The organism is Ruegeria sp. CI1 (genome assembly GCF_056536925.1).
Genome location: NZ_JBQFQP010000003.1, coordinates 344,669 through 359,242, shown reverse-complemented (window position 1 = coordinate 359,242; position 14,574 = coordinate 344,669). Strand labels below are relative to the sequence as shown.

The window sequence follows — 14,574 nt, the reverse complement described above, 5'->3', positions numbered from 1 at the left end:
TCTGCCCAAGCACTTGGATGAGAAGGTTGCGCGTCTGCATCTGGATCGGATTGGTGTCAAGCTGACCCAACTGCGCGCCGATCAGGCGGACTATATCGGGGTCAAGCCGGAAGGCCCGTTCAAACCGGAGCAGTACAGGTATTAGGGGTGAGGCAGATGAACGCAAAAACGCCCCATATCGTGGGCCTCGGCCACAGCTTTCAGCGGGAGATGAAGGCCCTAGGTATCGCCGCCCCGGTGAAGAAGGCCGCTGCAGGCTCGGCCGGTACCGGGCGCTGCGTCGTCCTCGTCACGCCAGACGGTGAGAGGACGATGAGCACCTATCTCGGGGCCGCATCGACGCTGTCGCCCGCGGACGTGACCGGCACCATTCCCCAGAGCTTCGATATCTTGTTCGTTGAGGGCTACCTGTGGGACGCCCCGCAAGGTGCCGCGGTTATCGAGTATGCGGCACAGAAAGCCAAGGCTGCGGGCGCGCGCGTGGCGCTTACACCCTCTGATGCGGGCTGTGTCGTGCGCAATGAGGCCGTCATGCGCGATTTCATAGGCCGGTACGTGGATATCCTTGTCGGGAACTGCTCGGAGATCGGGTAGTTGGCGGGAACCGACCACCCCGACAGCGCCGTGGAATGGGCGAACGGCAACATCCCGGTGTCGGCGGTCACGCTCCACGACTCCGGCTCCATCGTTGCAGATGCAACGGGCGCCCATCGCATCCCGGCGGCGCCGGTGCCGCGGGTCGTGGACACGACCGGAGCGGGCGATGCATACGCCGCAGGCTTTCTCGGGGCGTTGGCGAAGGGCAGCGACGTGCCCCAGGCCGGCCGGCAGGGGGCGAAGCTCGCGGCCAGCGTGCTCTCGCATTTCGGGGCCCGCAACGGACCAGCCGCCCGGGCGCTTTCGCTTCCCGCAGCCTGAACATTGTCACCCTTCCCTGTTCGCAAGGGAGGAAAATCGGCCTTTGGTCGGCTGGCCTTCGGCACCTCTTACCATGCAAGGCAGACCGGACCGTACAACCTATAGCACCGATAGCCATGAGCCTTCTCGCGGTGCTGCACGGTTTGTGAGGCACTGATGACTTCTGGCTTCGCGTCATGCATGAGGCGAATGGCTCAGAGCAGCGGCAGACGGATAGTTGGCCCTTGGATCTCCTAACGATGGTCGTCGCCGTTCGGGCGGTTATCACAAGTTGGACTGGATTGACATCGGGCAGCAATCAAACAAAAGTATGCGCGATGATGAACCCCCGTGTCCCTTTTGACGAGGTTCTTGGAGCGCTTCGTGCGATTTCGGAACACACGAGACTGCGAATCTTGTTTCTTTGCGCTCAAAGCGAACTCTCGGTTGGCGACCTCGTCGAAATCCTTGGGCAAAGCCAGCCGAGAATTTCCAGGCATCTGAAAATCATGCACACTGCCGGCGTTCTTGAGCGCCAGCAAGAAGGCCAGTTTGCATGGTTTCGGACAGTTACAACGGGACACTTGGCAAAGCTGGTTCAAGATGCCGTTAGGTTGATAGATCCAAGAGACCGCACTCATCTGCGAGATATGGAGGCGCTTGAGCACATAACTCAGGCATGGCGCGCGCGTGCCGAAGAGTTCTTTCGGCGAAACTACAGCGAGTGGGATATTCTTCGGCGCAAAATCATCGATGAAAAACAAGTCGACTCGGTTTTACGGAAAACGTTCAAGAAGATTGGAGCACAAAGCGTGCTCGATATCGGAACAGGAACCGGGCATGTAATGTGCACGATCGGGGACCTGATCGAAAACTGCGTTGGCATCGATGTCTCTCGCGAAATGCTGTTTGCAGCTCGGGCCAATGTTCATAGCAATCGGCTCCGGCACTGTCACGTCCGCCACGCAAACATGCATGATCTGCCGTTCGATGACTATGCATTCGACGCAATCTCGATGCATTTGGCCCTCCATTATGCGGAAAGCCCAAGGCTGGTTCTAGAAGAATGCGGCAGGGTCCTGAAGGAAGGTGGGCATCTCGTCATCGTTGATTTCTCTCCGCATGAAAGGCTGGATCTGACACGCATTCATGGGCATATCTGGCCTGGTTTCTCAGACGACGTCATGAAGGAGTGGCTGTCTGCCGTCGGGTTCACCAGGGTCGAAACAGCCGCGATCTCCGGCGAGAACCCGGAAGTTAAACTTTGGGTTGCAAGATTGGCCTGTCAAAGGGGTAGTTTCCCGCAAACCGCCTTGAGCGAAGCGTAGAGGCGAACTGTTCCTGTCAGACGCACTCAACCTGAGGCCGGCTGGCCGGCGCCCTACCCTGCCGGCATGGCAAAACGTGCCATTTCCAGGTACTTCAAGTCGCGGCCCGAGATCATCCGCGTGGCGGAGATGCTCTACGCGCGGTTTCCGCTTTCGCTCGGGTACGTACATATCTACATATTCTCAGCCTGTCAGGTGAGCCGCACTTTCCGGATACAATATGCGGTTTTTCCCGGAACGCTCTTCAATTGACCATTCAGTCAGCGCATTTCCTTTGTGTGTTAACAAAGAACGCTTCGTCCATGTTTTGAGGCAGGAGAATACCTTCATAAACCGCATTGTTGCTAGTGGGACTCGTGCGATTGCTCCATCGCCAGACGAGCTCACCGTCAGGATCGTACTGCATCAGACGCCCGCCAAGAGCCTCAACCACCAGTGAGTCGCCATTTTCTAGAACTTGGTGTTTGCCCATGATGGACGTAAAGAAGTCGTGCGCCTCGTTGGGTTCAAAAACCTTTTCGATCTTGCCATCTGGTGCCTTCAGTTTAAGTATCCTCGACACCTGCATTCCCTCTGCGTTGCGGCTTCGATTATTGAACACATGGATCGAATCACCGCTTACGAAATCAGGATCGTGCTGCCCAAAAAACCGCCCCAGAGAAAGGAACTTGACTTTCTGGGAAGCTTCGTTGAACACGATCACACCCCCGCCGTGGCGGAGCGAGATCACCACGTCGCCCGGTCCGAAAAAACCAGGCTCGAGATCACTTGGAAAACTTTCAATATCGTTCAGGTGCAACGTGTCGCCAAAGACATCCACGCGTCCTGCATTTAACGAAGTTTGATGGATCAGACCTTCCAGACCGTTCTTCTGCAGTAGATCGACCAACGGAATCCGAACAATCGTTTCCCCTTCGGCATTGATCTTCTGAAGCACCCAAGAACGGAACGGTGCACGGTGAAACTGGTATGGAACTGGTTCGTTGGCAAAATAATCTTCGGCACCAACCCACAACGTACCATCGTCATTCAGATGAACGGAATGGTGCCCCAAGTTTTCGAGCCTCCACATCACATTGCCGCAAATATCCATCCGGAAAGTGCTGGCGTGAGCCAGATTGGCAACGATGCTTGCATCGGGCAGCATCGCCAACCCGTGAATATACATGTCTTTCGCGGGCCTGCCGTTAGCAAAATTGCCCTCGCCCTGCGGCCAAATATTCTCAAATAGGGTGGGATATTCTGCGATTGGGCGGCCTGAACGATCCATGATCCGAACGACGGTCCGTCGTCGTGTTACGTCGCCGGCCACCAATAGAAGCCTGCCGTCAAGTCTGGACGGTTGCGCCGACGCGACCGGATCATCGTATCGTAGCGTTGTAGTTTCAAGGATCGCATCGCTGGGCCAGATCAGTTCAGAAACCTGATCTTTTGCCGTTTTTATCAGTTGCCAAGGAGGCAAACGTTTCACTGCAGAATAACCGCCATATAGAAAGCTTCCCACAAAGATCACGATCAATAACGATGCAAGCGAAACGCGACGCGCAATTTTTTCATTATCCATGGGTTCTACTCACTTTAACAGCCCTCGACCGACTGTACGGGCTTCTCGGTGGGGGCTCATTCAGAGGCTCCAATTGCGCTACGAGGTTTATTGAATGGCGACAAAACCTTGCGATCCCGCTAGTTCAAGTTCTTTGTAAACCTCCGCCGCTTCCTCCATGAGCAGCGGATCATAAAGGTTCAGCGATGTTTGATCCGCGCCGGCGCGGAAATATGGGCCAAACTCCATCGCGTCGTGTTCCAGTCCAAGCTGGTTGCACAGAGAAACCATCGTTTCCTGCGGCTTTGCCCTCAGGTTGTCCTGAAAGACGAATATGCACTGTTCGCGGTGGGTTAGGATATATCGGAAAGCGCTCAGCCAATACGACAGCCAGTAATCGGCTGTTCCCGGATCGCTGACATCGGTTCGAAATCCGGGAAATTCAAACCGCTTGTGAATCAAGCCGAATTCGAAATGACCAATGTCGCGCATGTAGCGTTTGACAAATTCATCCTTTGACTGTTGCTTCAAAAAGTTCTGATGCTGTCGCAAAAGTGACGCAGCATGGCATTCCGGACGCCGCACTGGCACCACGATCCGGCACCCAGGAAAAGCGCGAAGCAAGTAGGGAATACGCGCGATATTTGCATTGTTCTTGGAACAATAGCGCAGACGGTCCGATGGTTTCAGCTTGTCTTGGGACAGGCGTGCGGCCACGGTCTTGGCGAAATTTCTGCCGATGAACTCGTTGGCCGAGATATTCCACTCATCCGCTTCCCAGAGGGGAATAGTCTGGTTGCGATATTTCTTGGGCCAGAACATTTTCCACAGGACTTCCTCCAAGGCTTCTGGGCTGTTGAGATCAATCTCCAGTCCATCCCCATGCGCGCGCTGATGCCGCGAGACACTGCGTTTCTTGCCGCCCGCCAATCGGCTCCAAAGCAGCGGTGCAGTTACGAAGGGCATATCGCGGTATGTGTGCGTCGCAACGCCGGGCATATCGCTGATTGCATTTAGCAGGGCGGTTGTGCCGCCACGGGCAAGCGACGTGATGAAGATGGGAGGCGCGGTCGTCAGCTGCACGCTTTTCACGAAAAAGGGGTCCTCTATCCACGAGACAGCTTTCAGAACGGCCGGGCTGGAAAATGCCACGGCATGAAAAAAACGATCCGCGGCAGAGTAGCGGTTTGCTCCGGAGGTTCTTTCCGCGTCACCGCCGCGCCGACGGCACAGTATTTTGGAAACTGCGATCACGAGGACGGAAACGATCAGAAAAAAATCCAGTCGCAACATGAACGACAGCACTGCTTCGCCAGGGACAAGGCCCGCAATGTTGGCCAAAAAGATCGGCACAGCGGCGGCGAAAAGCGCTGCGGCAAAGCGCCAGAGAATACGAAATGAGGCCAGAACCAGTCCAAGACCGGCCTCTTTTACGGCAGCTTCCTTGGTCTCATCGCCAAGGTCGCTGTCCATCATCGCTCCGACACCCTTCACAGTGATAGAGAGGGTTTCGCGGGCGACGTGCAGTATCCTGCTTTTCCATAGAACCAACGCAAAACATGTAACGGTCAAAAGCGAGGTCGCAATCAGAAGGATCATTCAGCTCCACCTGAGCCGGACCCGTTACCATTTGCTGTGCGATCGCTCTTGCCTTTCAGCAGTCGTTTCAGCGGATACCACACCAGTCCGACGATCAGCAGCAAGGCGCCCAGAAGCAGTGCAACCATGACGGCAATTGCGCCCAATCCTGCACCGGGTCCAATGTAGGCCAACGCACTATTTGGTATAGCGAGACAGCATCCGAAGAAGACGACTTTGGAAAGATGTCGCAATTTTAGCTCCTCAATTTCAATATTCTGTCTGCGGAGAACCTTTGTTGACGCAGCGAAATTTGTCTATCCCACCGCCCAATGTCAGGACGATCTTAGTCGCTCGGCCGCAGTTAGTACAAGCAAGGTCCCAAAAGAATAATTGAGATCTATTAACGTGGTCTAACATCCCAAACTCAAATTTGATGTTACTCTGCCTCCTTAGGTCATGTTGACAAATGGCGAAGCCAAAGTCGGATGGACGTTATGTCGATGAATCCCAGGAAGCTCTCTGCGGTCTTGTCGTAGCGGGTTGCAACACGCCGAGCGTTCTTGAGCTTGTTGGGATGTGTCGCAAACTCTGAGGTCTAGTTGACGCGCATGGGTGATCTGAGGTTTGTACTGGTCGAATAATTTTCGAACAGGTTATTTGAGCATGATCTCGACAAAGGGCTGTCATTTCCCCAAGGATGCAGTTTTGTACGCTGTTTACTTCTATCTGCGGTACACGGTGTCCTATCGTGACTTGGAAGAAATCATGGCTGAACGCGGTGTGCGAGTTGACCACGCCACATTGAATAGGTGGGTTGTGAAATACTCGCCGATCGTCGCAGCTCGTGCGCAGTCTTCCAGCGAGCGAGCCATTTCGGCTTCAACGACGGTGAAAATGTCGCTTTTGCAGACCGACCTGATGCCTGCCGTGTTGTCCCCAAATCGTTTGAGGTTCGGGTTGTTCTGCAAAATGGCAGCCACCTTCTCGTGATGTGCTTTGAAAAACAGGGTGGTTGATGGATTGTGATTGAGTCCCTCCAGCAATTGCCCGGCATCGCGACCAATGCGCCGTATGGCGTAGTCACCATGCTTCGGTTCCGTGAACTCAATCCACTGAGAAGAGTTTACGGTGGCCAATGGCCGTTCCAATCCCGATTTGCGCCAAACCTGGAACACGCAGGGGACATTACGGTCCTGTTTGTCGACTAGAAACGCATTCTCCACCACGTCCACGTCCAGTGACAGGTGAAACCAGGGGTCCAACCGGTCCTGGATACTTGCTTTCCTGAACGTCCTGGGGACGATGAAGGCGATCACCTCTGCCGCGTTCTTTGCGGCATGATTGAAGAAATGCACAGCCAGATGGGCGGCGTTTCCAAACGGCGGATTACCAACATAGAGCGCCGGGGTGCTGTTGGAATAGTCAAAGAAATCAGCCGATTTGATTTCCGGACCCGCGGGAGCAATGTCCAAGGCGGTGACCGGTCGTCCAAACTTATGCAGGGGATCGAGAAAAGCACCCGCGCCGGCCGAAGGTTCGATGACCAGTTCGAAGCGGATATCCAGTTTCTGTTCTTTGAGATGCGCCGCCAAAGTGTGGACAAGACCTTCAGCGACCTGTGGTTTGGTGTAGCCTGCTATCCGGGTAAAACCCTGATCGACGTCAGGCCGCAGGAGACGCCAAGATGTTCACGTGGCATTCCAAAAACCAAAGACTTTGGAAAATCTACGGGTGCACCTGCTAGGTTCTCGTGAAGCCATTCCTCAGGCGCTTGGGAGCCTGAAATTTGCGATATTCATGCGTTGGCGAAAGCGCAAAAAACCCGGCCAGCACCTCCATTCCAGCGCCGACCGGAGCGGCCGGACCCTTATTGCAGAGGTCTAGCCAGTGTCACCCCTTCGATGGATTGGATAAAGGCGGTTTAATTGCCGCCGCCAAAAAGATCCAGTTCAAGGGAATTGAATGTCGTTCCGTTGAAGTAAAGGAGTTCAAAATCTCCCGAAAAATCGCCGTGGGTCGTGGGAACAAAGCCAAGGCTGATATGACAGGTTTCACCTGCTTCGATGACAAATCCACAATCCCCAACATGGCCAGGGAACCCACCCTCGAAATCCAACAGTTCACCACCGTTCACGTCACCGAAGCCAAACGGTTCGGCAAGTTGTTCTTCTGCTAACAAAATTACGTCGGTGTTTCCGTTATTGGTAACTTCGAGAGGGACGTTTACGTTCGAACCGACGAAAACGAACCCAAAATCCAGCACATCGCCACCGTCAATGAGGGGATCAATCCATTCCAGCACTCCCGGTGCACCCGAGTCCAGATCAAAAACAAAATCGACGCCTTCATTCGCGAAATCCAGATCGGCCAACTGCGTACCTTGCAGGGTCAGTTGTCCTGAACCGCCCAATGTGGCCAAATCAATCACAACATCCCCGTTGACCTGCGACGCGGCGGCCTGAATATCCGCCATCGTACTTGTCGCGGCCACACCTTTCAGTATGGCTACATCATTTCCGTCCTGATTAAAGTCCGTGATGGTCGATTGCTGGACTTCATCAAAAATGAAGACATCATGGCCGGCAAAGCCAGTCAGAAACTCAACAACGCCCTGACTGTTGATCGCGTCGTTTTCGGCGGTGCCATTGATAAGCACAGGTTCTACATCATCCGATCCCGTGATGGTCGTGGTCACGGTGCTGGTCGCTGTGGCGCCGTGACGGTCGGTCGCCGATACCTCGATGACGACGTCACGGGTTTCGCCCGCCGCCAGGTCCTGGAAGTCGCCTCCCGGATCGAAGGTCAAAGTTGTTCCGGAGATAGCGGCCGAGCCTTCCGAGGGTTGCCCGGAAATTGAGTAGATCAGGCTTGAGCCGTCATCATCCCGGTCGATGTCATCCCCCAGAGTGGACAGGTCTAGATTAACAACAGGTCCGTCTTCTGCCGCATCAATAAAACCAGCCGCCAGGGTCGGGGCATCGTTTGTCCCGGTTATGTGGTACAGAACGCTTGTGCTAACGCTACCGTCAAATGAGTTGATGGCAAACCCAACCGATTGCTCGACCTCGCCCTCAGCCAGTATCTGGGCCGCTGAATTGTTCAGATCCATCCGCCAGTTGCCGCCGGCATCGATAGTGAAATCGGCAAGTGCAATTGACGCGGTGAACGCAGCCTGAATGCGGCTTTCATCTGAATCCGGATCGTTGACGATGATGGTTCCGGTTCCAAACTGCGGTTCACCATCTTCGACCAAATTGACTACCTGGGTCGGGGTGATCGTCGCGGCATCGTTCGATCCGATCATCGACACCTGGACTGTCCTGGTGTCGGTGCCGCCCAGCCCGTCATCTATGGTGAGCTGGTATGATTGCGTCAGGGTTTCTCCGTCAGCGAGCCCATCTATTTCGGCATCATCGACAGCGAAACTCCAGGTTACGGCGCCCGTCCCATCGCCAAGCACCGGGTCGGAAACTACCGCCGTCAACTCTCCCAGATAGCCGGACCCGAGCGGGCTGACCGATACGGTGTGGCTATCCGACAGATCCCCGTCCTGGAACGCGATCACCGAACCGGTTGTCAGTTGTGCGCTTCCTTCATTCGGATCGCCTTCGGCAAGTTCCTGCACCGAACCGGTGAGATCGCCGCCGGTTGCACCGGGCAGGACAAAGCTCTGGATTATGAAATTCGAGGAAGACGAAGTGAGCGGCTCGGTTCCTGCTTCTTTCCAGAGAACGGTGAGAACCCCGCTGGCGGAAATGTCAATCTCGGCATCATAGTCATTGCCAATTGGATTCAGCATCTCGGTTTCGAAGAGATCGCCGACGGTGGCGCCGTCCGCATCAAAGCACTGAACATATGTTTGCCGAACATTGTTTATGGTCTGCGTCCACGCCACCGCGAACCCGCCATTATCCAGCGCGGTGACCGCGGGATCGGCACGGACATATATTGGATCGTTTGGAGCCACCGGCGTGATCGGCCCAAGGGACGCAGCGTTTTCGTCCAGAAGTTCGATGGAGATACCTTCAATTCCTCCGCCCCGCACGATGACAAAGCCGCCATCGGCCAGTTGAACGACGTCGTAAAACCCGATCTGGTTCTCGGCCAGTGTCTGGCGTGGGCTGGCCTCCGTACCATCGCTGTTGAAGATCTGCGCGTATCCGGTGGTCGTCCAGTCAATCGTCGTTTCCGACCAGACGACAAGGAACTTGCCGCCCTCTACGGCGGTTACTTTCGTCTGTGTACTGGAAGAAGGTTCGCCGACTTCCAGGTCGATCCGGTTCGGGGTGGTTCCATCCGGTTGGGCGATAAACAGATAGCTATCGTAACTGGTGATAAACGGTCCGTCGACAACCTGACGCACACTCACTGCCACCGCGATACTTCCATCATCCAAGCCGGCGACGTCCGAATGGATCAAACCGGAGAATGTCGTAGGATGCTCTGACCAGGCATAGTCGCCCACCAGAATTTGCTCCGGACCCATTGCCGATCCGTTCTCGTCGAAGAATTGCATTCGGATCATTCCGTGATGAACCGCTTCGGCCGAAGAATCGGATGCATGCCAAAGCGTCGCAAAGCCACCATCGGGCAATGCAATAACATCAGTCGGCGCCCTGTCCGGCGACAAGCCCCCAGCGCCTTGGTTAGTATCTTCAACAAACGGAACTCTCGCGATTTCCGTCCCGGACGGTGACAACACGATCAGATAGTGTTCCCGGCTCTGCGGTTCGGAATAGATCTGATCAAACGTGCTGACCACAATGTTCCCATTGTTCAGAACCGCCAACAGGTTTTCGGAGAACTGACCGGAATCGACGTTTTCGCCAACCAGCAACGGCCCCGCCTCCCAACCGGGCGCGGGTGTCAGCGCGTGGGTTCCGGGCGTGGAACCGGTCACGAATTGCGGCGCGGAATTGGTGCCGGTGACGGTTACCGAAAGCGACGTCGTGGCCGTTGCGCCGTGCCGGTCGGTTGCGGAGAGGAGAACGGTGACATCGCGCGTCTCGCCAGCCCCCAAGTCGTGGAATCCATCTCCGGGGTCGAATGTGAGGACGGAACCGTTGATCGATACCGAGCCCTCCACGGGCTGCTCGACGACGCCGTAGACCAGTGTGGAGCCGTCGTCATCGCTGTCGGGATCGTCACCAAAGGGCGACAGGTCCAGATCGACCGATGGCCCGTCTTCCATGGCCGAAAGCGCAGGGCCGCTGTCGCCGTCGATATCCCCGATGGCAATCGCGTATGTATAAACCGTGGCAATCGTCTGGCCGCTATCGGTGAACGTGCCGGATCCATCGTTAAGATAGATGCGGTTTTCGGCATGCCCGACAAGGTTGACCGCATCGGGATCAAAATTGCCAACCGCAAGGTCGAGGTCACCGTCGCCGTCGAGATCGGCCAGTTCAATGGCAAGGCTTGTTTCCGTCCCGATTGCCTGACCAGAATCGGAAAAGTTGCCGGCGCCGTCATTCAGATAGACGCGGTTGGCCCCGTCGTCATTGGCAAAGACCGCGTCCAGATCCCCGTCTCCGTCAATGTCACCCACGGCAATGTCCTGGCTTCGACCATCGCCCAGTGACTGACCAGTATCAGTGAAGCCGCCGGTGCCGTCGTTCAGGTACACACGATTGCCCGCTGGAGCGCCATTGTAGTCAAAATAATGGGCCACGATCTGATCGAGATCACCATCGCCATCGACATCTGCCAAAGCAATCGCACCTGATGCCCGATCCGCGCCGTGAACTTGGGCCGTGTCGGTGAATTGGCCAGCACCATCATTTAAGGCAATGGTCGTGCCACCTGTATAAGAGGCACGTACAGCGTCCAGATCCCCGTCTCCGTCAATGTCACCCAAGGCAACGTCGCGATAAGTCCCTGTGCCGACAGATTGTTCGCTAACTGTAAAGATGCCCGTGCCATCATTGAATAGAATGGCGTCTCTAACTCCGATTTGGCGAACGATGTAGGCATCGAGATCGCCATCTCCGTCCAGATCACCCAAAGCATTTGCCATGTTGTGACTGACTGCCAAGTTGATCTGACCGTTGGACGTAAAGTTTCCGGTTCCGTCATTCAGCAGAACATCGTTCGTACTGGCCCCTCGCGTTCCGAAGATATCGAGGTCACCATCGCCATCAAGATCCCCCAGGGACACGTCATTCCATCGAGACTGGAGAGCCAGATCCTGCCCATCGGAAAAAAACGCGCTCCCATCGTTTAGACTGACGGGATTGCCCAAATTCGACAGGCGCCCCCAAACGATGTCCAAATCACCTGGGCCGTCCGTAAAGGAACGAAATTCAGGTGCATCGTTGGTGCCGACGACTGTGACATACATGTTGTTTCGACCGGTGGCACCATGCTTGTCGGTCGCGAGGATCGGAATGACAATTGTAACTTCTTGACCATCGGCCAAGCCCTGGAACCCTCCAGATGGATCAAAAATCAAGGTAGATTCGGAGATTGATACCGATCCTTCGGCCGGAACTCCTATGGCGTTTCGAACATAGTGGGGTCCCGCCAGTTCGTAAAAGAGACTCGTCCCATCATCATCGCTGTCAATATCGATTCCGCTAAGGGTCAGGTCGATTGTCGCGACCGGCCCGTCCTCTTGCGCCTCTGTACTTTGTGAAATTACGCTTGGATCATCGTTGGTTCCGACTACGGAAATAGTCACAATATTCGACGTAGTTGCCCCATGAGAGTCGGTCGCGGTTACTTCGATCTGGACGTCGCGCACCTCCCCCTGAGCCAGGTCCTGGAAACCGCCGCTGCGGTCAAAGGCCAGTGTTGTCCCCAAAACAGTGGCAATTCCTTCGGCAGGTTGACCGCTGACGGAATAGCTCAACGTTGTACCATCGTCATCGCCATCGATATCGCCTCCCAAGGTGGAGAGATCAATGAAGACATTGGAAACATCTTCGTCCGTTGTTTCATATTGCGATGCGAGGGTTGGTGCATCATTCTGTCCGACGATCTTTGCTGCAACATCAGCGGTAGCGAGCGACCCGTCAGGAGACTCGGCAGTGTAGGTGAATGCGAGTGAGATCTCTTCGCCGGCGCTCAGACTATCCGCGCCCGGCCCATCGGCATCGAGGGTCACCGTGCCATCTGATGCAACGGACAAGGTGCCAAGAGTAACCCCCGAGACAACTACAGAAGCACTTGCTCCAGCCGAATATGTAACGCCCTTGTAAATAAAGTTCTTGATTACGGCACCTGATAGATCGATGTCATTGGCGAGCACATTCAGGCTGCTGTTGGCCTGGTTCTCCAAAAGATCCGGAACTACATCGTTTTGTGCGACCCCACTCGATACCGCACCGCTCTTTTCCTGGCCGGTTCGGTCATCGCTTCCAGGCTCGCCAACAGATGTGTAGCGAAGACCGAAGTCTGCAAGGTTCAACATGTCTAGCGAAAGGTCACCGAACTCATAAGATAAAACGAAACTGGTCTGCTGTATATCGTCGTTAAGGTAATTAGGTGTTCCAAATTCGACACCGACATCAAATTTTCCAAGTTCCTTGACGACCTTTCCTTTGACACTTGCGTCCCGACTAAGGCGTTCGATGGCGCCTTCGCCGTAAGCCTGGTCGGTCACGTGGCCGGAAAACTCATCGGTGGAAGAAATGTTCAGACCATTGGTGTCTGCATCGAACCCTTGAAGATCAAAAAACAGGGCGCGAAGATCTCCAATACTCCCTGTGCCCAGAACCTGAATGTCGAACTGAAGCGATCCGTCCTCCAGTTCAGTGACAGTGATTTCAGTATCTACGACATCATCGACTACAAACGTGATTGAACGTGCCATAATAACCCCCAAGTTAAAATTCCTTGTCCTGCCCGAAAGATCAGGGCAGGCTTTTGAGCCTGCTCAATTATCCGCCTTGGGAAATTTGCTGTCATACCTCAAATGGGGTATGATTTTGGAATAATTGATTGAATTTAGCGGCTTACCAATGCCTTTCTGGCGAAAGAGGCGTAGGGCAATTTTGCTCCATGACCTCACCCGGTAAGCCAAGCCATTGCATCGTCAAATTTGGGGGGCGAAATGACGGGACAGTTGGATCATCTCAGGAGCATCCTGCCCAGGGCGGCTTTGGACCCAGGCACTTGGCCAGAGGTTATGCACGCTCTGGAAATGTATATGGGATGTTCTGATCTGCACCTCATATCCATCAACCCGCAAACCGAAGAAATGCATCGAAACTTGCCACTTAACGCACGGGAGGCCGTGGATGAGTTTGCCGAGGTGGTCGATGTGTGCGAGCCGGTGATTTATGCGGCAAAAAACCCGGACTGGGGCGTTATCAAGGATCAGGATTTCATTTCACCGGAAGAGATCCAAAGGAGCGCGTTTTATGATTGGGCCACCCGGTACAACGCAACCTATCGGCTGGGTTTGCGCCTGTTACTTCAACCGGATGCAGATGCTCACCTCTGGTTTCTCAAGGACAAGTCTCAAGGCCCCGTCTCGGTGCATGACGTACGGCGGCTTGAAACAGTTGCTGCCGAACTTCGGCTGACCGCTCAAACCGGTTACGAACTCACAGATTCTGGTCTCCATATGGACCGGTTCGTCGAAACCCTTGAAAACGCGAACAAGGCTGCGGTTGTGGTTGGAGAGCGAGGCAATGTTACAGCGCTAAACAAGCTGGCGCGAGATTTGCTGCGTCAGAATGATGGTCTCGGCGTTTGGCAGGAATCCATGGTTTTTGCCTCGACCGCAGACCAGAAAGCGTTTGACCGGCTTTTATATGCTGCTACGCGCCAATCTGGGAGCGGCCTATCCAGCAATGGAGGCAGGATGACTGTGGTCCGTCCAAGCGGGTTGCCCGCCTATTTCATAACGGTGACGGCATTGCCCGCTTCCGACCCGTTTTTGGATCGCGCGAAAACCAAAGCGCTTATTCTGATATCCGATCCATTTGAACCTGGCCGGTTGTCGAAAAAGGCGCTTGGGCAAGCATTCAACCTGACGGCCGCAGAAACCAAGATTGCCTGGCATTTTGCCGGCGGCGAGACTTTGGCACGGATAGCCGACGAGCAATCTTTATCCATTCATACGGTTCGCACCCAGATCAAATCGATAATGTCGAAGATGGGCGTGAAGCGTCAGGTCGAGTTAATGCGGCTTCTGGCGAAGTACCACTTCAATTGAGACCAAGGGAGTGGAGCAATGGCACTATTTGGAGCAGATGAGTGAAATCGGCGGCTGTTTCG

General features: G+C 54.8%; 8 protein-coding genes and 4 pseudogenes. 7 read left to right on the top strand and 5 right to left on the bottom strand.

The window, feature by feature from the left end; translation table 11 throughout:
- The 4 genes and pseudogenes from ACR0LZ_RS05585 to ACR0LZ_RS05570 form a co-directional block, all read left to right on the top strand.
- Positions 1-145: adenosylhomocysteinase (locus ACR0LZ_RS05585; protein WP_480748788.1), on the top strand; the 145-nt coding region annotated here is incomplete at its 5' end.
- Between the two features lie 11 nt (positions 146-156).
- Positions 157-918, top strand: a pseudogene (locus ACR0LZ_RS05580) (adenosine kinase).
- A gap of 176 nt (positions 919-1,094) precedes the next feature.
- On the top strand, positions 1,095-2,225 hold the full coding sequence (locus tag ACR0LZ_RS05575; RefSeq protein ID WP_480748776.1) for an ArsR/SmtB family transcription factor: 1,131 nt from the start codon (positions 1,095-1,097) through the stop codon (positions 2,223-2,225).
- Between the two features lie 66 nt (positions 2,226-2,291).
- Positions 2,292-2,384 (top strand): annotated as a pseudogene (locus tag ACR0LZ_RS05570) (IS6 family transposase); the annotation flags it as partial.
- Between the two features lie 97 nt (positions 2,385-2,481).
- On the opposite strand, the gene ACR0LZ_RS05565 reads toward ACR0LZ_RS05570, so the two are convergent.
- From ACR0LZ_RS05565 to ACR0LZ_RS05550, 4 genes and pseudogenes are all read right to left on the bottom strand, one after another.
- Positions 2,482-3,789, bottom strand: coding sequence for an arylsulfotransferase family protein (locus tag ACR0LZ_RS05565; RefSeq protein WP_480748775.1), 1,308 nt, complete (start codon positions 3,787-3,789; stop codon positions 2,482-2,484).
- Positions 3,790-3,876: 87 nt separating this feature from the next.
- Positions 3,877-5,367 carry a sulfotransferase gene (locus tag ACR0LZ_RS05560; protein WP_480748774.1) on the bottom strand — a complete coding sequence of 497 codons (1,491 nt, stop codon included), beginning with the start codon at positions 5,365-5,367 and terminating at the stop codon, positions 3,877-3,879.
- On the bottom strand, positions 5,364-5,600 hold the full coding sequence (locus tag ACR0LZ_RS05555; RefSeq protein ID WP_480748773.1) for a hypothetical protein: 237 nt from the start codon (positions 5,598-5,600) through the stop codon (positions 5,364-5,366). Before ACR0LZ_RS05555 ends, ACR0LZ_RS05560 begins: the two co-directional genes overlap by 4 nt.
- Before the next feature lie 203 nt (positions 5,601-5,803).
- Positions 5,804-5,920, bottom strand: a pseudogene (locus tag ACR0LZ_RS05550) (IS5/IS1182 family transposase); the annotation flags it as partial.
- Between the two features lie 92 nt (positions 5,921-6,012).
- On the opposite strand from ACR0LZ_RS05550, the pseudogene ACR0LZ_RS05545 reads away from it, so the two are divergent.
- Positions 6,013-6,201, top strand: a pseudogene (locus ACR0LZ_RS05545) (IS6 family transposase); the annotation flags it as partial.
- A 497-nt stretch (positions 6,202-6,698) separates the two neighbouring features.
- Entirely contained in the window at positions 6,699-7,103 is a 405-nt protein-coding gene (locus tag ACR0LZ_RS05540; protein ID WP_480748772.1) for a hypothetical protein, read from the top strand.
- A 167-nt stretch (positions 7,104-7,270) separates the two neighbouring features.
- Here the strand turns inward: ACR0LZ_RS05540 and ACR0LZ_RS05535 are convergent, their stop codons facing one another.
- Complete coding sequence (locus tag ACR0LZ_RS05535) at positions 7,271-13,162, bottom strand: FG-GAP-like repeat-containing protein (protein WP_480748771.1); 5,892 nt, start codon at positions 13,160-13,162, stop codon at positions 7,271-7,273.
- 240 nt (positions 13,163-13,402) lie between these two features.
- Here ACR0LZ_RS05535 and ACR0LZ_RS05530 point away from each other — a divergent pair, with 240 nt between their 5' ends.
- Complete coding sequence (locus ACR0LZ_RS05530; RefSeq protein ID WP_480748770.1) at positions 13,403-14,512, top strand: helix-turn-helix transcriptional regulator; 1,110 nt, start codon at positions 13,403-13,405, stop codon at positions 14,510-14,512.
- The last annotated feature ends 62 nt before the right edge of the window (positions 14,513-14,574 follow it).

Excerpts from the sequence above, each read along its gene's own strand:
- ACR0LZ_RS05530 (WP_480748770.1), top strand. The coding sequence starts at position 13,403 with ATGACGGGACAGTTGGATCATCTCAGGAGCATCCTGCCCAGGGCGGCT.
- ACR0LZ_RS05560 (WP_480748774.1), bottom strand. The coding sequence starts at position 5,367 with ATGATCCTTCTGATTGCGACCTCGCTTTTGACCGTTACATGTTTTGCG.
- ACR0LZ_RS05575 (WP_480748776.1), top strand. The coding sequence starts at position 1,095 with ATGCATGAGGCGAATGGCTCAGAGCAGCGGCAGACGGATAGTTGGCCC.
- ACR0LZ_RS05535 (WP_480748771.1), bottom strand. The coding sequence starts at position 13,162 with ATGGCACGTTCAATCACGTTTGTAGTCGATGATGTCGTAGATACTGAA.
- ACR0LZ_RS05540 (WP_480748772.1), top strand. The coding sequence starts at position 6,699 with ATGCACAGCCAGATGGGCGGCGTTTCCAAACGGCGGATTACCAACATA.
- ACR0LZ_RS05565 (WP_480748775.1), bottom strand. The coding sequence starts at position 3,789 with ATGGATAATGAAAAAATTGCGCGTCGCGTTTCGCTTGCATCGTTATTG.